Raw genomic sequence first — 26,982 nt, forward strand, 5'->3', positions numbered from 1 at the left:
TCGAGATCCATTCAACTGTTCAAAAATTTCAAATCTCGCGCGACATCTTGCGTTCAGATGTCGCCGGTGCTTGAGTGTGCGGCGCCCACCGCTCCTGCCCAGAGGGGTCCACCGATGAGAAGCACCGGGTTCCGCCGTACCTTCGCCGCGCTGAGCGTCTGCTCCCTCGCCCTGGCCGTCTCCGCCTGCGGGTCGGGCGACGACTCCGCGAGCGGCAAGACCCGCATCACGGTCAACTGCATGCCGCCCAAGAGCGCCAAGGTCGACCGCCAGTTCTTCGAGCAGGACATCGCGGCCTTCGAGAAGGCCAACCCGGACATCGACGTCGCGGCCCATGACGCGTTCCCCTGCCAGGACCCGAAGACCTTCGACGCCAAGCTCGCCGGCGGGCAGATGGAGGACGTCTTCTACACGTACTTCACCGACGCCCGGCACGTCGTCGACATCAACCAGGCCGCCGATCTCACGCCGTACGTGAAGGAGTTGAAGAGCTACGGGACGATCCAGCAGCAGCTCCGCGACATCTACACCGTCGACGGCAAGATCTACGGCATCCCGCGCACCGGCTACTCGATGGGCCTGATCTACAACAAGGCGCTCTTCGAGAAGGCCGGCCTCGACCCCGAGAAACCCCCCGCCACCTGGGACGAACTGCGCGCCGCCGCCAGGAAGATCGCCGCTCTCGGCAACGGCACGATCGGCTACGCCGACTACAGCGCCCAGAACCAGGGCGGCTGGCACTTCACCGCCGAGCTCTACTCGCAGGGCGGCGACGTCGTGAGCGCCGACGGCAAGAAGGCCACCGTCGACACCCCCGAGGGCCGCGCCGTGCTGCAGAACCTGCACGACATGCGCTGGACCGACAACTCCATGGGCAGCAAGCAGCTCCTCGTCATCAACGACGTCCAGCAGATGATGGGTTCGGGCAAGCTCGGCATGTACCTCTCCGCCCCCGACAACATCCCGATCCTGGTCAAGGAGAAGGGCGGCGACTACAAGGACCTCGCGCTCGCGCCCATGCCCGGCGGCCAGGGCACGCTCATCGGCGGCGACGGCTACATGTTCAACAAGAAGGCGAGCCCCGAGCAGATCCGCGCCGGCCTGAAGTGGCTGGACCACATGTTCCTCACGCCCGGCGACGGCTTCCTCGGCGACTACGCCCGCGCCAAGAAGAACGACGCCCCCGTCGGACTGCCCGAGCCCCGGCTGTTCACCGGTGCCGCCGACGCCAAGGACCAGCAGGTCAAGGAGGCCAACGCCAACGTCCCGGTGGACAACTACCAGGCGTTCCTCGACGGCAACCAGAGCCTGGAGATGAAGATCGAGCCGCCGAACGCCCAGCAGATCTACTCCGTCCTCGACGGTGTCGTCTCCGCCGTCCTCACCAAGAAGGACGCCGACATCGACCAGCTCCTCAAGGACGCGTCCGGGAAGATCGACGGCATCCTGTCCCGGGGCTGACGGACCATGACCGAGACGGCTCAGCGAGCGACCGCCGCGAAGGTCGCGGTCCGCCCGATGCAGGCGCCGCCCCCGGCAGGGGACCGGAGGCGGCGCCGCCTCGCCGACCAGGCACGCGCCTACGGCTTCCTCCTCGGCGGCCTCGTCTGCTTCGCCCTGTTCTCCTGGTACCCGGCGATCCGCGCCGTCGTGATCGCCTTCCAGAAGTACACGCCCGGCAGCGACCCCGAGTGGGTCGGCACCGCCAACTTCACCCGCGTCTTCGCCGACCCGGAGTTCGCCGCCGCCTGGCGCAACACCCTCACCTTCACGCTGCTCGCCCTGCTGCTCGGCTTCGCGATCCCCTTCGTACTCGCCCTGGTCCTCAACGAGTTGCGGCACGCCAAGGCGTTCTTCCGGGTCGTGGTCTATCTGCCGGTGATGATCCCGCCGGTGGTCAGCGCCCTGCTGTGGAAGTGGTTCTACGACCCCGGCACCGGCCTCGCCAACGAGGCGCTGCGGTTCCTGCACCTGCCGACGTCGAACTGGTCCAACGGAGCCGACACGGCACTGGTCTCCCTGGTGATCGTCGCCACCTGGGCCAACATGGGCGGCACCGTCCTCATCTACCTCGCGGCGCTCCAGTCCATCCCGGGGGAGCTGTACGAGGCGGCCGAGCTCGACGGCGCCAACCTCCTGCAGCGCGTCCGGCACGTCACCATCCCGCAGACCCGCTTCGTGATCCTGATGCTGATGCTCCTTCAGATCATCGCCACGATGCAGGTCTTCACCGAACCGTTCGTCATCACGGGCGGTGGCCCGGAGAACGCCACGGTCACCGTCCTGTACCTGATCTACAAGTACGCCTTCCTCTACAACGACTTCGGCGGCGCCTGCGCCCTCAGCGTCATGCTGCTCGTGCTCCTCGGCGCCTTCTCCGCCGTATATCTGCGCCTGACGCGCACCGAAGGGGAGGACGCATGACCACCCGGACCCTGCTCTCCCCGGCGGCGCTGGCCCGCCCGCGCGGCAGGGCCGTCTACTGGTCCGTCTTCACCGGCACCGTCCTGCTGTTCACGCTCGCCTTCCTCTTCCCCGTGTACTGGATGGTGACGGGCGCGATGAAGTCGCCGGACGAGGTGGCGCGGACCCCGCCCACGCTCGTACCCGAGCAGTGGCACCTCAGCGGCTACACGGACGCCTGGGACCTGATGGCGCTGCCCGGTCACCTGTGGAACACGGTCGTCCAGGCCGCCGGCGCCTGGCTGTTCCAGATCGTGTTCTGCACGGCCGCCGCATACGCCCTGTCCAAGCTGCGCCCCGTCTTCGGCAAGGTGGTCCTGGGCGGCATCCTCGCCACCCTGATGGTCCCGGCCCAGGCACTGGTCGTACCGAAGTACCTGACGGTGGCGGACCTGGGGCTGCTCAACGACCCGCTCGCCATCTGGCTGCCGGCCGTCGCCAACGCCTTCAACCTCTATCTGCTGAAGCGGTTCTTCGACCAGCTCCCGCGCGATGTCCTGGAAGCCGCCGAGATCGACGGTGCCGGAAGGCTGCGCACCCTGTGGTCGATCGTGCTGCCGATGTCCCGTCCGGTACTCGGCGTGGTCTCGATCTTCGCCCTGGTGGCCGTCTGGCAGGACTTCCTCTGGCCGCTGATGGTCTTCTCCGACACCGAGAAACAGCCGATCAGCGTCGCGCTCGTCCAGCTCTCGCAGAACATCCCGCTGACCGTGCTCATCGCCGCGATGGTGATCGCCAGCATCCCCATGGTCGCGATGTTCCTTCTCTTCCAGCGGCACATCATCGCCGGGATCGGCGCGGGCAGCACCAAGGGCTGACGCCCCCGCCTCCCGGACACCGCCCGCCCTGCGGACGCCCGCCCTCCTCCTTCCGACAGAAAGGGCCGCACCGTGGCACAGTCCCGTCATGCCGCCGCACAGTGGTGGCGCTCCGCCGTCATCTACCAGGTCTACGTCCGCAGCTTCGCGGACGGCGACGGCGACGGCACCGGCGACCTCGCGGGCGTCCGCGCCCGGCTGCCGTATCTCGCCGAACTCGGCGTGGACGCCCTGTGGTTCACGCCCTGGTACGTGTCACCGCTGAAGGACGGCGGCTACGACGTCGCCGACTACCGCGCGATCGACCCGGCGTTCGGCACCCTCGCCGAGGCGGAGAAGCTCATCGCCGAGGCACGTGAGCTGGGCATCCGCACGATCGTCGACATCGTGCCCAACCACGTCTCCGACCAGCACCCGTGGTTCCGGGCCGCGCTCGCCGCCGGTCCCGGCAGCCCGGAGCGCGAGCTGTTCCACTTCCGGCCCGGACGCGGCCCGGACGGGGACCTCCCGCCCAACGACTGGCCGTCGCAGTTCGTCGGCTCCACCGAGCCCGTGTGGACCCGGCTGCCGGACGGCGAGTGGTATCTCCATCTGTTCACGCCCGAGCAGCCCGACCTCAACTGGGCCCACCCCGCCGTCCGTCAGGAACACGAGGACATCCTGCGCTTCTGGTTCGAGCGGGGCGTGGCGGGTGTGCGCATCGACTCGGCCGCGCTGCTCGCCAAGGACCCCGCGCTCACCGACCTCGCCGACGCACCCGACCCGCACCCATTCGTCGACCGCGACGAACTCCACGACATCTACCGCTCCTGGCGGACCGTGGCCGACGACTACGACGGTGTCTTCGTCGGCGAGGTCTGGCTCCCCGACCCCGAGCGCTTCGCCCGCTATCTGCGCCCGGACGAGCTGCACACCGCCTTCAACTTCGCGTTCCTGTCCTGCCCCTGGGACGCCGAGCGGCTGCGGGCGTCCATCGACACGACCCTCGCCGAGCACGCGCCCGTCGGCGCCCCCGCGACCTGGGTGCTGTGCAACCACGACGTCACCCGCACGGTCACCCGCTACGGCCGCGCCGACACCGGCTTCGACTTCGCGGCGAAGGCCTTCGGCACCCCGTCCGACCGGGCCCTCGGCACCCGGCGCGCACGGGCGGCGGCCCTGCTCTCGCTCGCCCTGCCCGGCGCCGTCTACCTCTACCAGGGCGAGGAACTCGGTCTGCCCGAGGCCGACATCCCCCTGGACCGCATCGAGGATCCGATGCACGCCCGCTCCGGCGGCACCGACCCCGGCCGGGACGGCTGCCGGGTGCCGCTGCCCTGGGCGGCCGAGGCGCCGCACGCCGGCTTCGGCTCGCAGGAGGAGCCCTGGCTGCCGCAGCCCGCCGACTGGGCCGCGTACGCCGCGGACCGGCAGGCCGCCGACCCCGGTTCGATGCTCGGCCTCTACCGCCGGGCGATCGCACTGCGCCCGGAGTTCGGCGACGGCCCGCTCACCTGGCTTCCGGCAGCCGAGGGCGTGCTCGCCTTCACCCGGGCGCCGGGCGTGATCTGCGTGGTCAACCTCGCCGACGTGCCCGCCGACCTGCCCGACCACACCGAACTGCTCCTCACCAGCGGCCCCCTGGACACCGGCGGTCGGCTGCCGAAGGACACCGCGGCCTGGCTGCGCGCCTGACCGCGGACCCGCTATCCCCGTACCCCCACCACGAAGGGATCAGCACATGCAGTACACGCGCAGATCTGTCAGGATCATGCCAACCGCGGTGACGGTCGCCCTCGCCGCCGGCCTGCTCACCACGACTGCCCCCACCGCCCACGCGGCCGCCGGCGCCACCCTCCCGTTCACCTCGGTCGAGGCCGAGTCCGCCACCACGACCGGCACGAAGATCGGCCCCGATTACACGCAGGGCACCCTCGCCTCGGAGGCCTCCGGGCGTCAGGCCGTACGCCTCGCCTCCGGCCAGCGCGTCGAGTTCACCGCGCCGCGCGCGGCCAACGCCCTCAACGTCGCCTACAGCGTCCCCGACGGCCAGACCGGCTCGCTGAACGTGTACGTCAACGGCACCAAGCTGGCGAAGACCATCACCGTCACCGCCAAGTACTCCTACATCGACACCGGCTGGATCCCGGGCGCCAGGACCCACCACTTCTACGACAACGCCCGGCTGCTGCTCGGGCAGAACGTGCAGGCCGGCGACAAGGTGGCCCTGGAGGCGACGAACGCCCAGGTCACCCTCGACGTCGCCGACTTCGAGCAGGTCGCGGGCGCGGCGAGCCAGCCCGCCGGGTCGGTGTCGGTGACCTCCAAGGGCGCCGACCCCACCGGCCAGGGCGACTCCACGCAGGCCTTCCGGGACGCCATCTCCTCGGCCCAGGGCGGCGTCGTATGGATCCCGCCGGGCGAGTACAGGCTGACGTCCTCCCTGAGCGGGGTCCAGAACGTCACCCTCCAGGGCGCGGGCAACTGGCACTCGATCGTGCGCACCTCGCGCTTCATCGACCAGTCGAGCTCCTCCGGAGGCGTCCACATCAAGGACTTCGCGGTCATCGGCGAGGTCACCGAGCGGGTCGACTCCAACCCCGACAACTTCGTCAACGGATCGCTGGGGCCGAACAGTTCCGTCTCCGGAATGTGGCTCCAGCACCTCAAGGTCGGCCTCTGGCTGATGGGCAACAACGACAACCTGGTCGTCGAGAACAACCGCTTCCTCGACATGACCGCCGACGGCCTCAACCTCAACGGCAACGCGCGCGGGGTGAGGGTCCGGGGCAACTTCCTGCGCAACCAGGGAGACGACGCGCTCGCCATGTGGTCGCTGTACGCGCCGGACACGAACAGCAGCTTCGAGAACAACACCATCACCCAGCCGAACCTGGCCAACGGCATCGCGATCTACGGCGGCACCGACATCACCGTCAGGAACAACCTGATCTCCGACACCAACGCTCTCGGCAGCGGCATCGCGATCTCCAACCAGAAGTTCCTGGACCCCTTCCACCCGCTGTCCGGCACCATCACGGTCGACGGCAACACCCTCGTCCGCACCGGCGCGATGAACCCCAACTGGAACCACCCGATGGGCGCCCTGCGCGTCGACTCCTACGACAGCGCCATCGAGGCCCAGGTGAAGATCACCAACACGACCGTCACCGACAGTCCGTACAGCGCCTTCGAGTTCGTCTCGGGCAGCGGTCGCGGCTTCGCGGCCAAGAACATCACCGTCGAGGGCGCCACCGTCCGCAACACCGGCACGGTCGTCGTCCAGGCCGAGGCCCAGGGCGCCGCCACCTTCCGCAACGTCACCGCGACCGGCGTCGGCGCAGCCGGCATCTACAACTGCCCCTACCCCGCCAACTCCGGCACCTTCACCCTCACCGACGGCGGCGGGAACTCCGGCTGGAGCAGCACCTGGTCCGACTGCTCGACCTGGCCGCAGCCCGGCCAGGGCAACCCCGACCCGGACCCGGCGCGCAACCTCGCCAAGGGCCGTCCGGCCACCGCCACCGGCTCGCAGGACGTCTACACGCCGGGCAAGGCGGTCGACGGCGACGCCAACAGCTACTGGGAGTCCAGCAACAACGCCTTCCCGCAGTCCCTGACGATCGACCTCGGCGCCGGCGAGGCGGTGCGCCGTCTGGTGCTCAAGCTGCCGCCGTCCTCGGCGTGGGGCGCCCGCACCCAGACCGTGACGGTGCTGGGCAGCACCGACGGCTCGAGCTACTCCACGGTCGTCGGCGCCACCGGCTACCGCTTCGACCCGGCCACCGGCAACACGGCCACCGTCGCCCTGCCCGGCGGCACCAACCTGCGCTATCTGCGGCTGTCGGTCAGCGCCAACACCGGGTGGCCGGCGGGCCAGTTCAGTGAGGTGGAGGCGTATCTGACTTCGTGACCGCGTCCTGCGCGACCCCGCGCTTCGCCGCCTGGATCTGCTCGTACACATGGGTGCGCAGTTCGGCGAAGCGCGGGTCCACCCGAGTGTGCAACTGGTCGCGCTCGGCGGGCAGATCGACCTTGAGCTGCTCACGTACGACGGTCGGGGACGCGGACAGGACGATCACCCGCTCACCCAGGTACACGGCCTCGTCGATGTCATGGGTGACGAACAGGATCGTCATGTCGCGCTCCCGCCACAGCCCCCGCACCAGGTCCTCCAGATCGGCCCGCGTCTGCGCGTCGACCGCCGCGAACGGCTCGTCCATCAGCAGTACACGGGGCTCGTACGCGAGGGCGCGGGCGATGGCGACGCGCTGCTGCATGCCGCCGGACAGTTGCCACGGATACGCCCCCACGGCGTCCGCCAGCCCCACCGACTCCAGCGCGTCGCGGACCAGCTCCCGACGTCGCGCCTTGCCCAAGTCCTTCTGTTTCAGGGGGAGTTCGACGTTCTCGCCGACCCGCATCCAGGGGAAGAGGCTGCGCCCGTACTCCTGGAACACGAACGCCATCCCCGGTGGCGGCCCGCTCACCCCGCGCCCCTCCAGGAGCACCTCACCGCTCGTCGGCGTCAGCAGTCCGCCCATGCACTTCAGCAGGGTCGTCTTCCCGCAGCCCGACGGCCCGACGAGACAGACGAGTTCTCCGGCGTCGACGGTGAAGGTGAGGTCGCGCACCGCCTCCACACGCCGCCCGGAACCCTCGTAGACCTTCTTCAGGCCGCGTACGTCGAGCATGACCCGCCCCTTCACGGTGTTCACTCAGGACCGCCGGGTGGTGGCGCGCAGACCGTGGTACCAGCCGAGCACCCGGCGCTCGACCGACTGGAACACGACGGAGAGCAGAAAGCCGAGCAGGCCGAGGACGAGGATCCCGGTCCACATGTCGGGGACCGCGAAGCTGCGCTGGAACTGGACGACGGTGAAGCCGATGCCGTTGTTGGCGGCGAACATCTCGCTGATGACCATCAGGATGATGCCGATCGACAGCGCCTGGCGCAGCCCGGCGAAGATCTGCGGGCTCGCCGAGGGCAGCACCAGATGCCGCAGCCGGGCGAGGCCCGAGACGCCGTACGAACGGGCCGTCTCCAGCATCACCGAGTCGACCGCGCGCACGCCCTCCACGGTGTTCAGCAGGATGGGCCACACGCAGCCGCTCGCGATCACGACGATCTTCATCGTGTCGCCGATGCCCGCGAACAGCATGATGACCGGCACCAGCACGGGCGGCGGCACCGCCCGCAGGAACTCCAGGACCGGCTCGCACACCGCGCGCACCGTCCGGTAGGAGCCGATGACCGTGCCGAGCGCGACGCCGGCCAGGGCGGCGAGCGCATAGCCCGCGAGGAGCCGCAGCAGGCTCGGTAAGACGTCGGTTCGCAGCCGGTCGGCCGTCCACACGTCCGGGAAGGTGTCGAGGATCGTCCGCAGCGGCGGCCAGAAGGGGTCGGTGCTGCCGGCCGACGCCGCCCACCACACCGCGACCAGGACGATGGGCAACGCGACGACGAACAGCGCTCTGAGCAGCAGGCGCCCGATCACACCGCCACCTCCCCGCGCACCGACTGGTGCCAGGCCAGCGCCCACCGCTCGACCGTGCGCGCGCCGACGTTGATGAGCAGCCCGAGCAGGCCCGCGACCACGATCAGCGCGTACATCTCCGGCACCGCCTGCGAGGTCTGCGCCACCGCGATCTGCCGGCCCAACCCCGGCGCACCGATGACGAGTTCGGCGGTGATGGCGAGGATCAGCGCCACCGCGGCGGCCAGCCGGACACCGGTCATGACGTACGGCAGCGCGGTCGGCCACAGCACATGGCGGACGCGCGCCCAGGTGCCGAGGCCGTAACTGCGTGCCGTCTCCTCGGCGACCGGGTCGACGTCCTGGACGCCGTACAGGGTCTGGATCAGCACCTGCCAGAACGACGCGTACACCACCAGCAGCAGCACCGACCGCAGTTCGGTGCCGTACAGCAGCACCGCGAGCGGGATCAGTGCCACCGACGGGATCGGGCGCAGGAACTCGATCGTGGAGGCCGTCGCCGCGCGCAGATACGGCACGACGGAGACGACGACGCCCGCGACGACACCCGCGCAGACCGCGATGGCGAGGCCCAGCGCCCAGCCGGTGAGGGTGTCGCCGAGGGCGTCCCAGAAGGCGGCGTCGGATAGTTCGTCCCCGAGGGCTGAGGCGATCCGGCTGGTCGGCGGGAAGTACGCCTCCTTGACCAGGCCGAGCCGCGGCACCGCCTCGCCCAGGGCGAGGAAGGCCGCGAGCCCGGCGGCACCGAGTGCGGTGTTCCTCACGGGAGGAGCGCGTCCAGATCGGGCGTCTTCTTGAAGAGGCCGTCCTCCTCGCCGAGCTTCATGAGGGCCTCGATGGAGGGACGGTTCGCCTCGGCCGGCCACTTCGGCAGGACGACCTGCTCCAGTACCGACACCGGGATCTTCGTGTACGTCGTGACGATCTGCCGGGCCTCGTCCGGGTGGGCCTCGGCGTACGCGAGGGACTCGGCGGTGGCGTCCTGGAACTTCTTGACCAGGTCCGGGTGTTGCTGCGCGTACTGCGTCGAGGTGAAGTACATCGCGACGGTGAGCTCGGGTGCGATGTCGATCAGCGGCGAGGCGATCTCCCGACCGCCCTGGCTGCGGATGGTGGCGGTCGCCGGTTCGACCACGCACGCGGCGTCGATCTGGCCCTGGTCGAGGGCGGCCGGCATCTGGTCGAAGGCCATCTCGACGAGCTGCACCTTGTCCGGGTCGCCGCCCGCCTCGCGCACCGCCTGGCGGACCGCGGTCTCGTTGATGTTCTTCAGGGTGTTGATGGCGACCTTCTTGCCCTCCAGGTCCTTCGCCGACTTGACGGGGCTGTCCTTCTTGACCATCAGGCCGTTGAAGTCCTTGCCCCGCACGCCGGTCGACGCGATGCCGTTGGCGACGGCCTTCACGGGGACGCCATTGCTCTGAGCCACCATCAGGGACGTCACATTGCTGAAGCCGAACTGGAACTGACCGCTCGTCACCCCCGGCACGATCGCCGCACCGCCCTGAGCGGTGGTGAACTCCAGCTTCAGGCCGTGCTTTTCGAATAACCCCTTCTTCTGGCCGAGATACAGCGGCGCGACATCGACGATCGGGATGAGTCCGAGCTTGACGGTGGTGACACCACCGGACGACGCGCCCGCGTCCGACGATCCGCCGTCGGACGTGCCACAGGCCGTCGCGACGAGCAGCAGGGCGCCGGCGCTGAGACCGGCGGACAGACGACGCATGGCTCCTCCTGTACAGACAACGTGCAACGGTGTTCCGACAGGTTGTGCGCAAGGCGCACAGTAGTGCGCAGGGTTGCTCAGCGGGAAGGTAGAAGCCTCAAACGCATCCGGTCAATGGATTCGCCGACAAGATTGTTGACAATTCTGGAGGTGGCGATGTCCGCCGAGGCCCGCGCACCGCACTTCGTGAAGTCCTTCGAGCGCGGACTCGCCGTCATCCGCTGCTTCGACGCCGACCACCCCGCGCGCACGCTCAGCGAGGTCGCCCACACCTGCGACCTGACCCGCGCCGCCGCACGCCGCCTGCTGCTGACCCTCGCCGACCTCGGCTACGTCCACCAGGACGGCCGCCTCTTCCGCCTCACCCCGCGAGTGCTGGAACTCGGCTACTCCTACCTCGCCGGCTACACCCTGCCCCAGATCGCCGAGCCGCATCTTGAGCAACTCGTCACGCAGGTACGGGAGTCGTCGTCGCTGTGCGTCCTCGACGGCGACGACATCGTGTACGTCGCCCGCGTGGCGACCCGGCGCATCATGACGGCGTCCATCACGGTCGGCACCCGCTTCCCGGCGTATGTGACCTCGGTGGGCCGGGTGATCCTCGCGCATCTGCCGGAGCGGGAGGTCGAAGTGCGGCTCGAACGGGCCGAGTTGAAGCCGCTGACCGCGCGCACCCTCACCTCGCCGGACGCCCTGCGGGCAGAACTGCGCCGCGTCCGCCGGCAGGGCTACGCCCTCGTCGACCAGGAACTGGAGGAGGGGCTGAGGTCCCTCGCCGCCCCGGTGCGGGACCGGGGCGGCGAGGTGGTCGCGGCCGTCAACATCGCGGTGCACGCCGGTCGCAACACGGTCGACTCCGTGCGCCGGGACCTGTTGCCGCCGCTGCGGGCGACGGTGGCCCGGATCGAGGCGGATCTGCGGATCACAGGTCCAGGACCAGCCGCTTCCCCCGGCAACGTGACACACAGATCATCATCGTCTCGCCACTCTCCCGCTCCTCCCGAGTGAGCACGGAGTCCCGGTGGTCCGGGGCGCCGTCGAGGACGTCGGTCTCGCAGGTCCCGCAGGTGCCCTCGGTGCAGGAGTACAGCACCTCGATGCCGGCCGCCCGCACGGTGTCCAGCACGGAGACGCCGGGCACGACGGTGAGCGTCCGCCCGCTCTGCGCGAGTTCGACCTCGAACTCCCCGTCCTCACCGGTGAGTTGTTCCTTGGGCTGGAACCGCTCGATGTGCAGCACCCCGGCCGGACACCGCTCCTCCACGGCGTCGAGCAGCGGACCGGGCCCGCAGCAGTAGACGAGCGTGCCGTCGGGGACGTCGCCGAGCACCGAGGCGAGGTCGAGCAGCCCGGACTCGTCCTGCGGGGCGACGGTGACCCGATCGCCGTATCGCCCCAACTCCTTCGTGAACGCCATGGACTGACGCGTTCGCCCGCCGTACAGCAGCGTCCACTCGGCGCCCGCCGCCTCTGCCGCCGCCAGCATGGGCAGGATCGGGGTGATGCCGATGCCGCCCGCTATGAAGCGGTAGCCGGGAGCGGGCTCCAGCCGGAAGTGGTTGCGGGGTCCGCGCACCCGGACCTTGTCGCCGTGTCCCAACTGCTCGTGCACATGGGCGGATCCGCCTCGGCCGTCCGGCTCCCGCAGCACCGCTATCCGCCAGGCGGCACGGTCCGCCGGATCCCCGCACAGGGAGTACTGCCGTTCCAGCCCCGGCCCGAGAACGACGTCGACATGGGCGCCGGGCTCCCAACCGGGGAGCTGCTCGCCCAGCGGGTGCCGCAGGGTGAGGGCGAGGACCCCGTCGGCGGCGAACTCCCGCCCTTCCACGACGAGTTCGGCCTCGTACACATCACTCATGACCGGTTCCTCGCGGCTCGTGTCCCTGCGGCTGGTGCCCCTGGGGGTGGGCGAGCATCCACTCCCACATCTCCACCGGGTCCTGCGCGGTGTGCTCGCGGCCGCAGTGACAGGTGCCGTGCAGGACGTCGGTGCCCGGCAGCCAGTCGATGCGGTAGATCTCGCCCGTCGAAGAAGTGCTCACAGGACCTTCTCCACGGGCTTGTCGCCCTCCTCGGCCAGCCGGGCGAGGATACGGCGGGCGGCCAGGCCGCCGGTGTCGATGTTGATGCTCAGCTCCTGGTAGCCGTGGCGCTCGGTGCCGAGGGTCTTCTGGAGCAGGTTGAGGGCGTTGACGTCCTGCATGACGACCGTGTGGTTGTTGCCGCGCAGGAACTCGGTGACCTCGTCGTCGTCCGTCGCCCAGTCCCGCGAGACCGCCCAGAAGTCGTACACCTTGCCGTCGCCGGACGGCGTGATGGCGTACGTGATCTCGGTGTGGAAGCCGTTCGGGTCGCTGCCGTCCGCCTCGGGCAGCACGCCGACCGGCGCGATGCGGCTGTGCAGCAGGTACAGGCACGGGGCGTGATACTCGATGTCCTGCCAGCGGGTGATCCGGCCCTCGATGCCGGTCGACCTGGCGTAGAACGGCGGGCACTCGGCGTCGTCCATGTGCCGGCTCACCCGCACGATCCCGGCGCCCTCGTCGACCTCCGTGGTGATCGGCGTCTCGGCGACCTCGGGGGTGCCGATGTAGCCGCCGTGGAGGTAGGTCTCGTGGGAGAGGTCGAGGAGGTTGTCGACGAGGAGGCCGTAGTCGCAGTCGATGGGCTCCATGCCGCGAACGGTGACCCAGCCCGGCGAGTCCAGGTGCCTGGCCCGCGGGATGCCCTGCGGGTCGGCGAGCGCCGGGTCGCCGATCCACACCCATATCAGGGAGTCCTGCTCGACGACCGGGTACGAGGCCACGCGCGCGGTGCGCGGGACGCGCTTTTGGCCCGGCACGTACACGCACGTCCCCGTCGTGTCGTAGGTGAACCCGTGGTATCCGCACACGATCCGGTCGCCGTCCAGCCGGGTCGGCGCCTCGGACAGCGGGTAGCGGCGGTGCACACACCGGTCGTGCAGCACGACCGGCGTCCCCTCCTCCTCGGTCCGGTACAGCACGAGCGTCTCACCGAGAATCGTCCGGCCGAGCAACTCCCGCCCGACCTCATGGCTGTAGGCGGCGACGTACCACTGGTTCCTGGCGAAGGCGGTGGTGTGAGGCATGGCGTTCCCGTCCCTGAGAGCGGGGCGCCCTCGCCCCGCGTGCCGTGGTTGGACTCAGGGTCGTGACGGCCGCGGCAGCGGCGCAAGGCCGCTTCTGCCAGGCGGAAGGGCTTACGCAAAGATGCTGGTCAGCGCGGTGGCACCGAGCGGCCGGCCACCCTACTCAAGGCTGAGCTGGCGAAGATTGGTCCTGGTGAGCTCGACGATCTCGTCACCGCGTCCGGAGAGAACGGTGCGGGTGGCGAACAGCGTGAACCCCTTGATCTGCTCAAGGGTGAGCTTCGGAGGAAGCGAGAGCTCCTGGCGCTCGGTGTGGACGTCGACCAGTGCGGGCCCGTCGTGCGCGAACGCCTCTTGCAACGCGTCCTCCAACTCCTCGGCGCGCCGGACGCGCGACGCGTGCAGGCCGGCCGCGCGGGCCTGGGCGCTGAAGTCGGGATTCTCCAGGCCGGTGCCGTAGGTGACGACGCCCGCGGCCTTCATCTCCAACTCGACAAAAGCCAAGGCCGAGTTGTTGAAGACGATGACCTTCACCGGAAGGTCCAACTGTCGCAGGGTGATCAGCTCGCCCAGAAGCATCGCCAGGCCGCCGTCGCCGGAGAGCGCGATCACCTGCCGCCCGGGGTGAGCGGCCTGGATCCCGATCGCGTGCGGCAGGGCGTTGGCCATCGAGCCGTGATTGAACGAACCGATGAGCCGTCGCTCGCCGTTCATGCGCAGATAGCGCGCCGCCCAGACGGTGGGCGTGCCGACGTCGGCGGTGAAGGCCGCGTCGCGGGCGGCCAGCCGGTCGACGGTGGCGGCGACGTACTGCGGGTGCAGCGGGGAGTCGGTGGGTTTGGCCTCGGCCAGCCGGTCCAGGCGGGTACGCACCCGCTCGTAGTGGCCGGTCATCGTCTTCAGGAAGCCGTCGTCGCCTCGACGTTCGAGGAGGGGAAGCAGCGCCTGGGCGGTGTCCTTGACGGTCCCGACCAGGGGTACCTCCACCGGCGTACGGCGGCCGATGTGCTCACCGCGCACGTCGACCTGCACGACGGAAGCCTTCTGCGGGTAGAACGAGCGGTAGGGGAAGTCGGTGCCCAGCATCAGCAGGGCGTCGCAGTGCTCCATCGCCCGGTAGCCGGAGCTGTAGCCGATCAGCCCGGTAAGGCCCACGTCGTAGGGGTTGTCGTACTCCAGGAACTCCTTGCCCCTCAGGGAGTGCACCATGGGCGCCTGCAGCGCCTCGGCCAGCGCCAGCGCCTCGTCGTGGGCCCCTTCGCAGCCGGCCCCGGCGAGGATCGTCACCCGGTCGGCCCCGTTGAGGACCTGCGCCGCACGGGCCAGCGAGGCGTCGTCCGGGCGGACGTGGGACGAGGTCTTGAGCACCGGGTGCTGGGCGGGTCTGTCGGGCGCCGGCGCCAGGAACAGTTCGCCGGGGACGACCAGCACCGCCACCCCCCTGCGTTCGAGGGCGGCGCGCAGAGCCATGCCCAGGAGCCAGGGCACCTGTTCCGGCATGCTCGCCAGTTCGCAGTACACACTGCACTCGCGGAAGAGCAGCTCCGGATGGGTCTCCTGGAAGTACTGGCTGCCGATCTGCTCCTGCGGGATCTGCGCGGCCACCGCGAGCACCGGCACCCGGCTGCGCTGTGCGTCGAACAGCCCGTTGATCAGATGCAGGTTGCCCGGCCCGCAACTGCCGGCCGCGACCGCCAGGCGCCCCGTCACGCCCGCGTCGGCAGCGGCGGCGAAGGCCGCGGCCTCTTCGTGGCGGACATGCCCCCACGCGATGGTGCCGTCACGGCGCAGGGCGTCGGTGAAACCGTTGAGGGAGTCGCCGGGCAGGCCGTACACCCGTCGCACACCGGACGCCTTGAGCATGGAGACGATGAGGTCGGAGACCGTGTCGGCCATGATGTGACGTCCTCCTGACCCGGGCTGCGGACGGCGGTGGACTCATCGAGGTCCTGCCCTCAGGATGGCCCGGCTCGGGGGAGCCCGCACCCGCTGTCCGCGGCTCAGCGGGGCGCCGGGACACCGCCGAGGAGCCGGTTGAACACGCTCACCGTCACCACCGCGTAGGCGAGGTGGGGAACGATGTCGGCAATCCAGTCGGACCTGGCCCAGGTCCGGGGATCGGTCACCCCCAGGACGGTCATGGGCCCGTTGGTGGCCACCAACGCCCCCACCACGGCCACCGCGTACTGGGCGCCTGGAGCCGGACGCCAGCCGGCCGCGTGCGCCAGCCCCAGCATCGCGCCCATACCGGTCCCGGCCGCCAGGCCCGTCAGCGCACCGAGAGCCTCGACGCGACTGTCCTGGGCCAGGCCCTCGCCGGGGATGTGCAGGTGAAGTTTCTGCGCCAGCCTGCGCACCGTCGTCTCGGGCGTGGAGCTGGCAGGCCGGCCCCGCACCACCATGTCACCGTAGGAGACCACGTTGAGCGCGGTCGTACCGGCGGCTCCGGCGGCGGCCCCGTACAACAGCGGGCGCGTGAGACACACCATGGGAACCCTCCAACTCCCTCCCCTCAGGATGCGCCCCATCCGCCTCCCTCGCCACAGCACGTCGTGCGCGGGGACATCACCGAGCCGCGTGACGGCTGACCTGGGACGCGGGCGCCTCATGGACTCCGGTCGTGTCCAACGGGGTTTGCGGATGTGCCGGTCAGCCCAGAGGACGTTCGAACCTTCTCGCCCGGGTGTTCGCCACACGGGCGTCCTGCCAGGCTCACCGTTCCAGCGGCTTGTGAGCGGTCTCCGGCAGGCGCAGATACACCAGCGACGAGCCGAGGCAGAGTACGGCGACGTACCAGGGGAAGAGATCCGCGTGGCCGAGCTCCTTGAACAGTGTGCCGACGTACGGTGCCGTGCCGCCGAACATCGCGACCGTCAGCGAGTACGGGAACCCGATGCCCGCCGCCCGCACCCGGGGCGGGAACACCTCCGCGTTCACGGCCGCGCTGATCGAGGTGAAGCCGGTCAGCAGCACCATGCCCGCGCACTGCACCAGCAGCAGCACCGCGAAGGAGTCGCGCAGGGCGTGCAGCAGCGGGACGGTGAGCAGGGTGAAGCCCAGGCCGAAGAAGAGGAGCAGGGGGCGGCGGCCGAAGCGGTCGGACATGAGGCCGCCGATCGGCTGGAGCAGGGCGAAGAAGGCCAGCGAGATCGTGCCCGCGAGCAGCGCGTCCGACTTCTCGATGCCCGCGTTGAGTTCGGCGTACGTCGGCAGGTACGACGTCCAGGTGTAGTACGCGATCGTGCCGCCCGCGGTGATGCCGCAGATCAGCAGGGACTGCCGGGGATGGCGACGCAGCGCCTCCAACAGGCCGGGGCGCGGCGCCTGTTGCTGCTCGGTGCTCCGTGTCTCCTGGGCGCCCTGCCGGATCCAGAAGCCGACCAGGCTGAGCACGGCACCGAGGACGAAGGGCAGCCGCCAGCCCCAGCCGTTCATCTGGCCCTCGCTGAGAGTGTCCACCAGCAGTGTCGCGATACCGGACGCGACGAGCTGACCTGCGGTCGTCGACACATACTGGAAGCTGGAGAACAGCCCGCGCCGGCCCGGCCCCGCCGACTCCACCAGGAAGGTCGTCGACGCCGCGAACTCGCCGCCCACGGACAGGCCTTGGAGAAGGCGGGCCAGGACCAGGGTCACCGGAGCGAGGACGCCGGCCGCTTCGTACGTCGGGGTCAGGCCGACCAGCAGGCTGCTGCCGCCCATCAGCAGGATGGTGACCGTCAGCGCGGCGCGCCGGCCGCGACGGTCCGCGATCGCGCCCATGAGCAGCCCGCCCACCGGCCGCATGAAGAAGCCCACCGCGAAGACCGCGAACGTCGACAGCAGCGGAACCAGGGAGTTGTCCGCGCTCTTGGGGAAGACCTCGGCCGCGATGTAGGTGGCGAGGAACGTGTAGGCGTACCAGTCGTACCACTCGACGGCGTTGCCGACCGAGGCGGCGAGGAGCTGGCGTACGGGCCGTGAGGCCGGCGGGGAAACCGTGCGCGTCGTCTCTGTCATGATCGCGACCATCCCCGTGCCCCGGCCCCGGCACACCTCACGTACCCGCGACTTTCACACGAGCGCCACCGGACCCTTCCCTGACGTTTGGTGCTCCTGGAACACTCCTTCCGCGCGCATTCCGTCACATGCCGTTCGGTCAAATCACCCCTATTGGGAAGAGGTCCCTCACTCATGCCCGAAGTCAATCGCCGCAGATTCATTCAACTCGCGGGCGCGACCACGGCGTTCACCGCTCTGTCGAGCAGCATCCAGCGGGCCGCCGCCATCCCGGCGAACCACCGCACCGGGTCGATCGAGGACGTCGAGCACATCGTCGTCCTGATGCAGGAGAACCGTTCTTTCGACCACTACTTCGGTAAGCTGCGCGGCGTCCGCGGCTTCGGCGACCCGCGCCCGGTGGCGCACGACAACGGCAAGTCGATCTGGCACCAGTCGAACGGCACCAAGGACATCCTGCCGTTCCACCCGGACGCCGACGACCTCGGCATGCAGTTCCTGGAGGGCCTGCCGCACGGCTGGACCGACGGCCAGCAGGCCTACAACCGCGGCAAGTACGACAAGTGGATCCCCGCCAAGGGCACCACGACGATGGCGTACCTGAACCGCGAGGACATCCCCTTCCACTACGCGCTCGCCGACGCCTTCACCATCTGCGACGCCTACCACTGCTCGTTCATCGGCTCCACCGACCCGAACCGCTACTACATGTGGACGGGTTACACGGGCAACGACGGCCAGGGCGGCGGCCCGGTCCTCGGCAACGACGAGGTCGGCTACGGCTGGACGACCTACCCCGAGCGCCTGGAGCAGGCCGGCATCTCCTGGAAGATCTACCAGGACATCGGCAACGGCCTGGACGCGGCCGGCTCCTGGGGCTGGATCGACGACGCCTACCGGGGCAACTACGGCGACAACTCGCTGCTGTACTTCAACAAGTACCGCGAGGCCAAGCCCGGCGACCCCTGGTTCGACAAGGCCCGCACCGGCACCGACGTCAAGAACGGCGACGGCTACTTCGACCGGCTGAAGGCCGACGTCAAGGCCGGCAAGCTGCCGCAGATCTCCTGGATCGCGGCCCCCGAAGCCTTCTCCGAGCACTCCAACTGGCCCTCGAACTACGGCGCCTGGTACATCGCCCAGGTCCTGGACGCTCTCACCTCCAACCCCGAGGTCTGGTCCAAGACGGCCCTGTTCATCACCTTCGACGAGAACGACGGCTTCTTCGACCACGTCGTACCGCCGCTGCCGCCGAAGGACGCCTCCCAGGGCAAGTCCACCGTCGACGTCTCGCTCGACCTCTACAAGGGCGACAGCAAGCGCCCGGCCGGCTCGTACGGCCTCGGCCCACGGGTGCCGATGCTGGTCGTCTCGCCGTGGAGCACGGGCGGCTACGTCTGCTCCGAGACGCTCGACCACACCTCGATCCTGCGCTTCATGGAGCGCCGCTTCGGCGTCAAGGAGACCAACATCTCCCCCTGGCGCCGGGCCATCTGTGGCGACCTGACCTCGGCCTTCGACTTCTCCCGCAAGGACAGCCGCCCGGCCGCCCTGCCGGAGACGGACGAGTACGAGCCGCAGGACCGCGAGCGGCACCCCGACTACAAGCCGACGCCGCCGGCCGATGCCGACATGCCGAAGCAGGAGCGTGGTCTGCGCCCCTCGCGCCCGCTGAAGTACGCCCCGCACGTCGACGGTTCGGTGGACTCCGCGGCCGGCAAGTTCACGCTGTCCTTCGCCTCCGGCGCCAAGGCCGGTGCCGCATTCCACATCACGTCGGGCAACCGCACCGACGGCCCGTGGATGTACACCACCGAGGCCGGCAAGGGCATCGCGGACACCTGGAACTCGGCGTACTCGGGCGGCTCGTACGACCTGACGGTGCACGGCCCGGCCGGTTTCGTGCGCTACTTCAAGGGCTCGAACAAGGTGGCCGGTCCCGAGGTCACCGCCCGCCACCAGGGCGACGACATCGAGCTGACCTTCACCAACAAGGGCACGACGAGCGTCCGCCTCAAGATCGCCAACGGCTACGGCGGCCGTCCCTCGACGGTGACCGTGCGCCCCGGCGCCAAGGTGTGCCGGACGGTCGACCTCGCGGCGAGCCGGCGCTGGTACGACCTGACCGTCACGTCCGAGGCCGACCCGGCGTTCCTGCGGCGCTTCGCCGGGCACGTCGAGAACGGGCGGCCGGGCGTGAGCGACCCGGCGATCATCTCGGAGTAGTCCGGACCGCCGTGCCGCCCGGCGCACGGTTCACAGCGCGGTGAGGTGCCCCGGCCCGGGTTGCCGGGGCACCAACGCCGGTTCCTGGGCTGCGGACTCGGGTTCCAGAGCCAGTACGGCGGCGACGGGGTGGTCCTCGTCGGCGGCCGGGTCCTGCGAGCCGCGGTCATTCTTGGCGAGGTCGGTCGTGCCGAGTGTGTTCGTGGTGAGGCCGGTCGTGCCGAGTGTGTTCGTGGTGAGGCCGGTTGTGTCGAGTGTGTTCGTGGTGAGGCCGGTTGTGTCGAGTGTGTTCGTGGTGAGGCCGGTCGTGGCGTGCGTGTTCGTGGCGACGACGATCGAGGCGCTCGACTCGGCCGGCTTCGGTGTCGCGCGGCTCAGCAGCACCACACCACACGACGCCAGGCCCGCTCCGGCCAGCGCGAGCAGGATTCCCGCCGGCCCGCCCTGAAGGCGCTCGCCGAGCAGGACGAGCCCGATCACCGCGGCCGCCAGCGGGTTCGCCAGCGTCACCATCGCGAGCGGGGCGCCGAGGCCGCCCCGGTAGGCGGTCTGCGACAGCAGCAGCCCGCTCGCCGCGAGGGCCGCGACCAGCAGAGCCACGCCGACCACCTGAAGGCCGAGCAGTGGGGCGGAGTGGTCCGTCGCGGCGACCGTCACGGTCTGTGTGAGCGCCGAGGCGACACCGGAGGCGAAGCCGGACGCGGTCGCGTGCCGCAGCCCCGGGGGGGGGGCCAGTCGCGACAACATGCCGAGCCGGGCCGCCACACCCACCACACCCACCCACACTTCCCAAATGCTCCCCCCGTCGTTAGGTGCGGGCCCGGACGCCGTGACGAGGATCGCGCCGAGGCCGGCCAGGGTCAGTGCCGTACCGCGCCACTCGACCCCGCTGACCCGCCGCCCCGCCAGGCGCGCGCCCAGCGGCACCGCGGCGACGAGGGTGAGCGCGCCGAGCGGCTGCACCAGGGTCAGCGGACCGTACTTCAGGGCCACGACGTGCAGCAGCGCGCCCGAGCCGTTGAGCAGGACCGATCCCCACCAGGCGCCGGAGCCCAGCAGCCGCAGCAGGCCCGAGCCCGGGGCGCGGGAGGCCAGCCGCTCCTGGGCGACGGCCGCGGCGGCATAGGCGACGGCGGAGAGCAGCGACAGGGCGACGGCGAGCACGGTGGCGTTCATCGGGTCGCTCCCACGAGCACGGACTCCTCGTCGACGGCTTCCTCGCCCCGGGCCGCCGGAGCGAGCTGCCCGGCGCCGCGTCCGGCCTTCGCCGCGGTGCGCTTCGGCGAGCGGAGCGAGATGGGGGTCCGCCCGGACGAAGTCTGGGGGACGATCACGGCGAGGGCGATGCCGAGCATGGCCGTCGCCACGATCGCGTCGAGCCAGTAGTGGTTGGCCGTGCCCACGATCACCAGCAGGGTCAGCAGCGGGTGCAGCAGCCACAGCCGGCGCCAGCGCGACCGGGTCGCCACGATCAGGCCGATCGCGACCATCAGGGCCCAGCCGAAGTGCAGCGACGGCATCGCCGCGAACTGGTTCGACAGGTGGTCGGTCTGGGGTGAGCCGTACACGGACGGGCCGTAGAGCTGTCCGGTGTCGACCAGTCCGGTCGCGGCCAGCATGCGCGGCGGGGCCAGCGGGAACGTCAGGTGCACCACCAGGGCGGCGGCCGTGACGGCGGCGAGGACGCGGCGGGCCCAGACGTAGTGCGTGGGGCGCCGCAGGTACAGCCAGACCAGGAAGGCCGCGGTGGCCGGGAAGTGGACGGTCGCGTAGTAGGTGTTCGCGATGTGTATGAGCGTGTTGCCGTGCAGCAGCAGGTTCTGCACCGAGCCCTCGCCGGGCAGATGGACCGCCCGTTCCAGGTCCCACACGCGGTCCGCGTTGCGGAAGGCCTCATCGGTGTGGCCGGTGGCGAGCTGGCGGCCGAACTTGTACACGAGGAAGAGCCCTGCGACGAGCAGGAGCTCCCGGACGAGAGGAGGCCGCGCTATCGCGGTCTCGGCCTCTGAAGGCTCGGTGCGGGCATTCATTCCCCCGGCCCTTTCGCTGACGTGGGTGGTGCTGGCTGTGCTGTCGAGCTGATGACTCCGCGGGTACGGCGAACTCATCGGTACGGGGGCGTACCGAAACGCCCCTGTACCGATACGCCACTGTACCGATACGTTGGCGTTCCGGTACAGTGACGTTTCGATAGACGTGCGACACACTGGAAGGCGACCCCCCGGACACGGCGGGGCGTGGCACCCGAGCGAGGAGACGAGCAGATGACGTCGCAGGCCGCGGACGGACCGGAGACGGTCGCCGCCTCGCGCCGCTCCAAGATCACGCCCGAGCGTGAGCAGGAGTTCTTCGACGCCGTGCTCGAACAGGTCCGCGCCTGCGGCTACGACTCCGTCACCATGGAGGGTGTCGCCGCCAGCACGCGGTGCAGCAAGGCCACGCTCTACCGGCAGTGGAAGACGAAGCCGCAGTTCGTGGCGGCGGCCCTGCGCGCCAACAGGCAGACCCGGTTCGACGGCATCGACACCGGCACGCTCGCGGACGACCTGCGGGAAGCCGCACGGGCCGCGGGGGCGTGGTCGGCCAAGGACACCCGGCTGCTGCAGGCCCTCGGTCACGCCGTCATGGAGGACCCGGAGCTCAAGAAGGCGCTGCGCGAGGCGCTCATCGACCCCGAGATCGACGCGCTGCGGCAGATCCTGAGGCGGGGCGTCGAGCGGGGAGAGGTGGCCGCCGACAATCCGGCGCTGGAGTACATCCCCGCCCAGATCTTCGGGGTATTGCGCGCCCGGCCCGTGCTGGAGGGCGAGGACGCCGACCCGGAGTACATCGTCCGATTCGTGGAGGCCGCCGTGCTGCCCACGCTCGGACTCACATAGGACCCAGGCCGCCGTCCACGGGATGACTGGACGGTGACCTGTTCCGCGCCGCACCGTGGGGACGGGGGCGGCGCGCACCACCCGGCCGGGTGGGGTTCCTCTTGAGCGGAGGGGAGCCCCCACCCGGCCGCCTGGTGTCCGGGGCCGCCGGGTGGGGGTTCGGTCAGGGGCGGATCAGACGTCCTGGCCGTTGCCGCCGCCGGTGGACACCTTGATGCCCTTGGTGATCTCGTCGAGGACCGACTGCTTCTCACCGACGTCGACGCCGAAGCGGACCACGACCATCTGCCGCGCATTGGCGGGGGAGGGGAAGGCGAGCGACTCGACGTAGCCGTCGGAGCCCTTGCTCGTGACCGCTTTCCAGCGGACCAGATAGCCCTTCTGCCCGGCAACGGTCACCGCCTTGGAGGCCAGCACCTCGTGCGAGGTGATCTCGCCGTACCCCTTGCCGTAGGACTCCTCGGCGTTCGCCGCGATGTCGGCCTTGGCGACCTCCTCGGGGGTGTCGCCCTTGGCGCCGTGCACGAGTGCGGGGGCCGAGTAGGCGCCGCCCTTCATGCAGGTCTCGGAGGTGTCGGCGGGGCACTTGTACGACTCCTTCGACGACACCTGCGCACCCACGCGGATCTCCTGGCCGTACCAGCCGTCCGGCACGGGGATGCTGATCCCGTTCACCGGATCGGTCACCGAACCGCTCTCGATCCTCGGCGCCTCGGAATCCTCCGGCGCGGGCGACTGCCCACCGGATCCGCCGTCGCCGCCGCCGGAGTCCCCGAAGGGACCGCCCTGACCGCCGCCGGGACCGCCCTGCCCGCCCTGGCCGTCCTGCCCTCCCGGGCCCCGCTGGGAGTTGGCGCTGCCACCGCCCGAGCCGTCGTTCGCGGTCAGCGCGTACACGCCGACGCCGATGCTCGCGAGGACGACCACGGCCACCCCCACGGCTATGCCCGTGCGCAGCCCACGCCGACCGCCGGACTGCACCTGACCGGGATACCCCGGGTGCGTGGGATACCCAGGGAGCGCGGGATATCCCGGCTGCACCGGATGGGCCGGGTACTGCGGGAGGCCCGGACCCTGCGGGTGGCCCGGATCCTGTGGCCGGCCGAGACCCTGCGGGTGGCCCGGATCCTGCGGGTGGCCCGGACCCTGCGCCTGGTCCGGAAACGCCGAGGGCTCCCCGTCGGCCGGTGGCTGCTCCGGAGGGTTCCCTCCGTCGGTCGACCCCGCGGGCCGGACCTGGTCCGTCCATGCCTTGCCGTCCCACCAGCGCTCGGTGGGCGGACCGTCACTTTTCCGGCCGGGGTCGGGGTACCAGCCGGGAGGAGTCACCTGCGTCATGTGCACACCGTATGAGGCGTCGGTGAAAGCGGGATGAGAGGCCCCGGCCCGATGCCCGGAATGTCAGCCCGCGCCGCTCTGCATATCGCCCGCGACGTGCTGGAATGCGGCCCGCGACGCCTTGGCGCTTCGGCCGCGACGCCCTGCTGCATCGGCTGCGACGCCCCGGAATGCGGCTGGCGATGCCCTGGTACATCGGCCGCAACGCCCCGGAATGCCGCCCGCGACGCCCCGGCACATCGGCCGCGATACCTCGGAATGCGGCCCGCGACGCCCCGGCACATCGGTCGCGACGCCCCGGCACATCGGCCGCGATACCTCGGAATGCGGCCCGCGACGCCCCGGCACATCGGTCGCGACGCCCCGGCACATCGGCCGCGATACCTCGGAATGCGGCCCGCGACGCCCCGGCACATCGGTCGCGACGCCCCGATATATCGCCCGGCGTCACTCCACGACGAGCCGCACAGGCCGCTGCCCGGCCGGCGGTGGTAGCCGCAGTGCGTGCCGTCCCGGGGTGATCGAACCCAGTACGCGTGTGTGCCGGGCGCCGGTGGCCGAGGGCTCGGTGCCGGGCAGGCCGTGTGCGGTCAGGAAGCCCAGCACGGCGAAGGCGTACGCCTCCTTCGCGGCCGACGGCAGCCCGAGCTCGTCGGAGGTGCGCAGCGCCACCCCGGGCAGCCGCTGCCCGAGCATCCGCATCAGCACGGGGTTGCGCGTCCCGCCCCCCGAGGCGATGACCTCGGTCGCACCCAGCGTGCTCACGGCGTCGGCGACCGTCCGTGCCGTGAGCATGGTCAGCGTGGCGACGACGTCCTCGGCGGGCAGGGTGCCGACACCCGACAGCGCGTCTCGCAGATGGCCCAGGTGGAACAGTTCCTTGCCGGTCGTCTTCGGCGCGGGCAGCGCGTAGTACGGCTCCTCCAGCAGCCTCAGCAGCAGTGGCTCATGGACGGTGCCGCGACCGGCCAGCGCCCCGTCCACGTCGTACGACAGCCGTCCGCCGCTGAACCCGCGTGCTGCCGCGTCGATCAGTGCGCAGCCGGGCCCGGTGTCGAAGGCGGTGCCGTCGGGCGCGGTGAGGTTGGCGATGCCGCCGAGGTTGAGGGCGGCCGGTGCCCCCGGCCGGCCGCGCAGCCACAGCAGGTCGACCAGGCTGACCAGCGGCGCTCCCTGGCCTCCGGCGGCGATGTCGCGCGAGCGGAAGTCGGCGACCACGGGCAGCCCGGTGGCCTCGGCGATCCACGCGGGCTGCCCGAGCTGGAGCGTTCCGTGCACCCGGCGGTCCTCGGCCCAGTGGTAGACGGTCTGCCCGTGCGAGGCGATCAACTCCGCCCGCCCGTCGCACACTTCACGCACCGCGCGCACTGCCGTCGCGGCGAAGGCCTGCCCGATGCGGGTGTCGAGCCGGCACACCTCGGCCATCGAGGTCGCCCCCGGCGGCAGCGCCGCCGCGAGTGCTTCCCGCAGCGTCTCGTCGTACGCCTCGCTCACCAGCCCCAGCGGCTTGAGGACGAGGCTGTCGCCGTCGAGGCTCAGGTCGGCGGCGCCGGCGTCGATGGCGTCGTACGACGTGCCCGACATCAGACCGATCACCCGCATACGATCAACTCGCCTTTCCCTTCGCATCCTTGGCCGGGGCCGCCGAAGCCCCGGTCCTCGGGCCGCCGGCCGCCGCCGTCGGTGTCCAGGCCAGCGCCAGGACACTCACCGCGCACGTGGCCGCCGCGTAGTGGGCGGGGATGTCCACGCTCCCCGTCCGTTCGATCGTCTCCGTGATGATGAGGCCGGCGCATCCGGAGAACACCGCATTGGACAACGCGTAGGCGAGTCCCAGCCCGGTGTAGCGCACATTCGTCGGGAACAGTTCCGCGAGCATCGCCGGTCCCGGTCCCGCCATCAGCCCCACCACGGCTCCCGCGCCCCACACTGCCGCACCCTTCACGGTGAGGGAAACGCCCGGGTCCTGAAGAAGGTTGAGCAGCGGCACCGCGAGCACCACCACGAGCACCGCTCCCGTCAGCATCAGCGGCCGCCGTCCGAACCGGTCGCTGAGCCATCCGGCCGGCACGATCGTCACCGCGAAGCCGAAGTTGGCCAGCACTGTCGCGATCAGCGCCTGCTGGAAGGAGGCGTCCAGCGTGGACTGGAGATACGACGGCAGCACGACCAGGAACGTGTACCCGGCCGCCGCCCACCCCATGATCCGCCCGGCACCCAGCGCGATCGCGCCCGCGACCTCGCGCGCGGGCGGACGCTCGGCCCGCCGCTCCTCCCGGAACGCTGGCGTCTCGTCCAGTCGCAGCCGCAACCACAGCGCGCCAAGACCCAGCGGCAGCGTCAGCAGGAACGGCAACCGCCAGCCCCAGTCGCCGAGTTGTTCCTCGGTCAGCACGGTGGCGAGCAGCGCCGCCACCCCCGCGCCGCCCAGCAGCCCGAGCGCGACCGTGAACGACTGCCACGACCCGTACAGCCCGCGCCGCCCCGGTGGCGCGAACTCGGTCAGCACCGACACCGCGCCACCGAACTCCCCGCCCGCCGAGAGCCCTTGCAGCACCCGCAGGAACGTCAGCAGCCACGGCGCGAGGGCGCCGGCGGTGGCGTACGTCGGCAGCGCGCCGATCAGCGTCGTCGCCACGGTCATCAGCGTGATCACCAGGATCAGCACCGGACGCCGGCCGATCCGGTCGCCGAGCCGGCCGAACAGGGCCGCCCCGACGGGCCGGAAGAAGAACGCCAGCGCGAACGAGGCGTACGTCCTGACCAGCGCCTCGACCTCGCTGCCGCCCTCCGGGGTGAAGAAGCGTGCCGCGATGATCGTCGCGAAGTAGCCGTAGACACCGAATTCGTACCACTCGATGAAGTTGCCCACCGACCCCGCGACCAGGGCCTTGCGGGACCGGACCGTGCCTCGTTCGTGGAAAGCCAACGTCATCCCCGC

At 70.5% G+C, this 26,982-nt stretch carries 23 protein-coding genes; 8 read left to right on the plus strand and 15 right to left on the minus strand.

What is annotated here, in order from left to right; all coding sequences use genetic code 11:
* Positions 1-114 precede the first annotated feature (114 nt).
* From ACZ69Q_RS04405 to ACZ69Q_RS04425, 5 genes are all read left to right on the plus strand, one after another.
* Entirely contained in the window at positions 115-1,461 is a 1,347-nt protein-coding gene (locus tag ACZ69Q_RS04405) for an ABC transporter substrate-binding protein (protein WP_471036136.1), read from the plus strand.
* A 6-nt stretch (positions 1,462-1,467) separates the two neighbouring features.
* Entirely contained in the window at positions 1,468-2,424 is a 957-nt protein-coding gene (locus tag ACZ69Q_RS04410) for a carbohydrate ABC transporter permease (RefSeq protein ID WP_471036141.1), read from the plus strand.
* A complete protein-coding gene (locus tag ACZ69Q_RS04415) occupies positions 2,421-3,281 on the plus strand; it encodes a carbohydrate ABC transporter permease (protein WP_471036146.1) in 861 nt (286 codons plus the stop codon). Before ACZ69Q_RS04410 ends, ACZ69Q_RS04415 begins: the two co-directional genes overlap by 4 nt.
* Positions 3,282-3,353: 72 nt before the next feature.
* The gene (locus ACZ69Q_RS04420; protein WP_471036148.1) at positions 3,354-4,955 is read left to right on the plus strand and encodes a glycoside hydrolase family 13 protein; all 1,602 of its coding nucleotides are present in this window, start codon (positions 3,354-3,356) and stop codon (positions 4,953-4,955) included.
* Between the two features lie 76 nt (positions 4,956-5,031).
* Positions 5,032-7,173, plus strand: a complete 2,142-nt coding sequence (locus tag ACZ69Q_RS04425) for a discoidin domain-containing protein (protein ID WP_471036153.1) — start codon at positions 5,032-5,034, stop codon at positions 7,171-7,173.
* Here ACZ69Q_RS04425 and ACZ69Q_RS04430 read toward each other — a convergent pair.
* The 4 genes from ACZ69Q_RS04430 to ACZ69Q_RS04445 are packed head-to-tail and all read right to left on the minus strand — an operon-like array spanning position 7,142 to position 10,487.
* Entirely contained in the window at positions 7,142-7,954 is an 813-nt protein-coding gene (locus tag ACZ69Q_RS04430) for an ABC transporter ATP-binding protein (RefSeq protein ID WP_471036156.1), read from the minus strand. The two genes, ACZ69Q_RS04425 and ACZ69Q_RS04430, sit on opposite strands and share 32 nt — an antisense overlap.
* A 24-nt stretch (positions 7,955-7,978) precedes the next feature.
* Positions 7,979-8,755 carry an ABC transporter permease gene (locus ACZ69Q_RS04435; RefSeq protein WP_471040059.1) on the minus strand — a complete coding sequence of 259 codons (777 nt, stop codon included), beginning with the start codon at positions 8,753-8,755 and terminating at the stop codon, positions 7,979-7,981.
* Positions 8,755-9,522, minus strand: coding sequence for an ABC transporter permease (locus tag ACZ69Q_RS04440; RefSeq protein ID WP_471036161.1), 768 nt, complete (start codon positions 9,520-9,522; stop codon positions 8,755-8,757). The genes ACZ69Q_RS04435 and ACZ69Q_RS04440 overlap by 1 nt, the downstream gene beginning before the upstream one ends.
* Entirely contained in the window at positions 9,519-10,487 is a 969-nt protein-coding gene (locus ACZ69Q_RS04445) for an ABC transporter substrate-binding protein (RefSeq protein ID WP_471036164.1), read from the minus strand. The genes ACZ69Q_RS04440 and ACZ69Q_RS04445 overlap by 4 nt, the downstream gene beginning before the upstream one ends.
* Positions 10,488-10,643: 156 nt before the next feature.
* Here ACZ69Q_RS04445 and ACZ69Q_RS04450 point away from each other — a divergent pair, with 156 nt between their 5' ends.
* On the plus strand, positions 10,644-11,495 hold the full coding sequence (locus ACZ69Q_RS04450; RefSeq protein WP_471040061.1) for an IclR family transcriptional regulator domain-containing protein: 852 nt from the start codon (positions 10,644-10,646) through the stop codon (positions 11,493-11,495).
* Here ACZ69Q_RS04450 and ACZ69Q_RS04455 read toward each other — a convergent pair.
* The 6 genes from ACZ69Q_RS04455 to ACZ69Q_RS04480 form a co-directional block, all read right to left on the minus strand.
* Complete coding sequence (locus ACZ69Q_RS04455; protein WP_471036168.1) at positions 11,410-12,348, minus strand: PDR/VanB family oxidoreductase; 939 nt, start codon at positions 12,346-12,348, stop codon at positions 11,410-11,412. The genes ACZ69Q_RS04450 and ACZ69Q_RS04455 overlap by 86 nt on opposite strands.
* Complete coding sequence (locus ACZ69Q_RS04460; protein ID WP_471036172.1) at positions 12,341-12,532, minus strand: hypothetical protein; 192 nt, start codon at positions 12,530-12,532, stop codon at positions 12,341-12,343. The genes ACZ69Q_RS04455 and ACZ69Q_RS04460 overlap by 8 nt, the downstream gene beginning before the upstream one ends.
* Positions 12,529-13,599 (minus strand): aromatic ring-hydroxylating dioxygenase subunit alpha, encoded by a 1,071-nt coding sequence (locus ACZ69Q_RS04465; protein WP_471036177.1) that lies wholly within the window; start codon positions 13,597-13,599, stop codon positions 12,529-12,531. Before ACZ69Q_RS04465 ends, ACZ69Q_RS04460 begins: the two co-directional genes overlap by 4 nt.
* Positions 13,600-13,758: 159 nt before the next feature.
* Entirely contained in the window at positions 13,759-15,495 is a 1,737-nt protein-coding gene (gene poxB, locus ACZ69Q_RS04470; RefSeq protein WP_471036180.1) for a ubiquinone-dependent pyruvate dehydrogenase, read from the minus strand.
* A gap of 104 nt (positions 15,496-15,599) precedes the next feature.
* Positions 15,600-16,088: a hypothetical protein gene (locus tag ACZ69Q_RS04475; protein WP_471036183.1), complete on the minus strand. Its 489-nt coding sequence runs from the start codon at positions 16,086-16,088 to the stop codon at positions 15,600-15,602.
* A gap of 223 nt (positions 16,089-16,311) precedes the next feature.
* Positions 16,312-17,610, minus strand: coding sequence for an MFS transporter (locus ACZ69Q_RS04480; RefSeq protein ID WP_471036185.1), 1,299 nt, complete (start codon positions 17,608-17,610; stop codon positions 16,312-16,314).
* A gap of 162 nt (positions 17,611-17,772) precedes the next feature.
* Here ACZ69Q_RS04480 and ACZ69Q_RS04485 point away from each other — a divergent pair, with 162 nt between their 5' ends.
* Positions 17,773-19,824 (plus strand): phosphocholine-specific phospholipase C, encoded by a 2,052-nt coding sequence (locus ACZ69Q_RS04485; RefSeq protein ID WP_471036188.1) that lies wholly within the window; start codon positions 17,773-17,775, stop codon positions 19,822-19,824.
* Between the two features lie 30 nt (positions 19,825-19,854).
* On the opposite strand, the gene ACZ69Q_RS04490 is transcribed toward ACZ69Q_RS04485, so the two are convergent.
* Together ACZ69Q_RS04490 and ACZ69Q_RS04495 are read right to left on the minus strand one after the other, a co-directional pair.
* A complete protein-coding gene (locus tag ACZ69Q_RS04490; protein WP_471036191.1) occupies positions 19,855-21,000 on the minus strand; it encodes a DMT family transporter in 1,146 nt (381 codons plus the stop codon).
* Entirely contained in the window at positions 20,997-21,854 is an 858-nt protein-coding gene (locus ACZ69Q_RS04495) for a phosphatase PAP2 family protein (protein ID WP_471036193.1), read from the minus strand. The genes ACZ69Q_RS04490 and ACZ69Q_RS04495 overlap by 4 nt, the downstream gene beginning before the upstream one ends.
* Before the next feature lie 234 nt (positions 21,855-22,088).
* Here ACZ69Q_RS04495 and ACZ69Q_RS04500 point away from each other — a divergent pair, with 234 nt between their 5' ends.
* Positions 22,089-22,703 (plus strand): TetR/AcrR family transcriptional regulator, encoded by a 615-nt coding sequence (locus ACZ69Q_RS04500; RefSeq protein WP_471036196.1) that lies wholly within the window; start codon positions 22,089-22,091, stop codon positions 22,701-22,703.
* A gap of 174 nt (positions 22,704-22,877) precedes the next feature.
* Here ACZ69Q_RS04500 and ACZ69Q_RS04505 read toward each other — a convergent pair whose 3' ends face one another.
* The 3 genes from ACZ69Q_RS04505 to ACZ69Q_RS04515 form a co-directional block, all read right to left on the minus strand.
* Positions 22,878-24,041 carry a DUF2510 domain-containing protein gene (locus tag ACZ69Q_RS04505; protein WP_471036198.1) on the minus strand — a complete coding sequence of 388 codons (1,164 nt, stop codon included), beginning with the start codon at positions 24,039-24,041 and terminating at the stop codon, positions 22,878-22,880.
* A 447-nt stretch (positions 24,042-24,488) separates the two neighbouring features.
* Positions 24,489-25,643: an anhydro-N-acetylmuramic acid kinase gene (locus tag ACZ69Q_RS04510; RefSeq protein WP_471036200.1), complete on the minus strand. Its 1,155-nt coding sequence runs from the start codon at positions 25,641-25,643 to the stop codon at positions 24,489-24,491.
* A gap of 4 nt (positions 25,644-25,647) precedes the next feature.
* Entirely contained in the window at positions 25,648-26,976 is a 1,329-nt protein-coding gene (locus ACZ69Q_RS04515) for an MFS transporter (protein WP_471036202.1), read from the minus strand.
* Positions 26,977-26,982 lie beyond the last annotated feature (6 nt).

It is taken from the genome of Streptomyces sp. NPDC036764 (assembly GCF_055609385.1).

What these genes read in the sequence shown, in the direction of transcription:
- ACZ69Q_RS04510 (WP_471036200.1), bottom strand. Translation starts at nt 25,643, where the DNA reads ATGCGGGTGATCGGTCTGATGTCGGGCACGTCGTACGACGCCATCGAC.
- ACZ69Q_RS04505 (WP_471036198.1), bottom strand. Translation starts at nt 24,041, where the DNA reads ATGACGCAGGTGACTCCTCCCGGCTGGTACCCCGACCCCGGCCGGAAA.
- ACZ69Q_RS04450 (WP_471040061.1), top strand. Translation starts at nt 10,644, where the DNA reads ATGTCCGCCGAGGCCCGCGCACCGCACTTCGTGAAGTCCTTCGAGCGC.
- ACZ69Q_RS04495 (WP_471036193.1), bottom strand. Translation starts at nt 21,854, where the DNA reads ATGAATGCCCGCACCGAGCCTTCAGAGGCCGAGACCGCGATAGCGCGG.
- ACZ69Q_RS04410 (WP_471036141.1), top strand. Translation starts at nt 1,468, where the DNA reads ATGACCGAGACGGCTCAGCGAGCGACCGCCGCGAAGGTCGCGGTCCGC.
- ACZ69Q_RS04485 (WP_471036188.1), top strand. Translation starts at nt 17,773, where the DNA reads ATGCCCGAAGTCAATCGCCGCAGATTCATTCAACTCGCGGGCGCGACC.
- poxB (WP_471036180.1), bottom strand. Translation starts at nt 15,495, where the DNA reads ATGGCCGACACGGTCTCCGACCTCATCGTCTCCATGCTCAAGGCGTCC.
- ACZ69Q_RS04430 (WP_471036156.1), bottom strand. Translation starts at nt 7,954, where the DNA reads ATGCTCGACGTACGCGGCCTGAAGAAGGTCTACGAGGGTTCCGGGCGG.
- ACZ69Q_RS04405 (WP_471036136.1), top strand. Translation starts at nt 115, where the DNA reads ATGAGAAGCACCGGGTTCCGCCGTACCTTCGCCGCGCTGAGCGTCTGC.
- ACZ69Q_RS04425 (WP_471036153.1), top strand. Translation starts at nt 5,032, where the DNA reads ATGCCAACCGCGGTGACGGTCGCCCTCGCCGCCGGCCTGCTCACCACG.
- ACZ69Q_RS04515 (WP_471036202.1), bottom strand. Translation starts at nt 26,976, where the DNA reads ATGACGTTGGCTTTCCACGAACGAGGCACGGTCCGGTCCCGCAAGGCC.
- ACZ69Q_RS04455 (WP_471036168.1), bottom strand. Translation starts at nt 12,348, where the DNA reads ATGAGTGATGTGTACGAGGCCGAACTCGTCGTGGAAGGGCGGGAGTTC.
- ACZ69Q_RS04480 (WP_471036185.1), bottom strand. Translation starts at nt 17,610, where the DNA reads ATGGTCGCGATCATGACAGAGACGACGCGCACGGTTTCCCCGCCGGCC.
- ACZ69Q_RS04465 (WP_471036177.1), bottom strand. Translation starts at nt 13,599, where the DNA reads ATGCCTCACACCACCGCCTTCGCCAGGAACCAGTGGTACGTCGCCGCC.
- ACZ69Q_RS04415 (WP_471036146.1), top strand. Translation starts at nt 2,421, where the DNA reads ATGACCACCCGGACCCTGCTCTCCCCGGCGGCGCTGGCCCGCCCGCGC.
- ACZ69Q_RS04500 (WP_471036196.1), top strand. Translation starts at nt 22,089, where the DNA reads ATGACGTCGCAGGCCGCGGACGGACCGGAGACGGTCGCCGCCTCGCGC.
- ACZ69Q_RS04445 (WP_471036164.1), bottom strand. Translation starts at nt 10,487, where the DNA reads ATGCGTCGTCTGTCCGCCGGTCTCAGCGCCGGCGCCCTGCTGCTCGTC.
- ACZ69Q_RS04475 (WP_471036183.1), bottom strand. Translation starts at nt 16,088, where the DNA reads ATGGTGTGTCTCACGCGCCCGCTGTTGTACGGGGCCGCCGCCGGAGCC.
- ACZ69Q_RS04490 (WP_471036191.1), bottom strand. Translation starts at nt 21,000, where the DNA reads ATGAACGCCACCGTGCTCGCCGTCGCCCTGTCGCTGCTCTCCGCCGTC.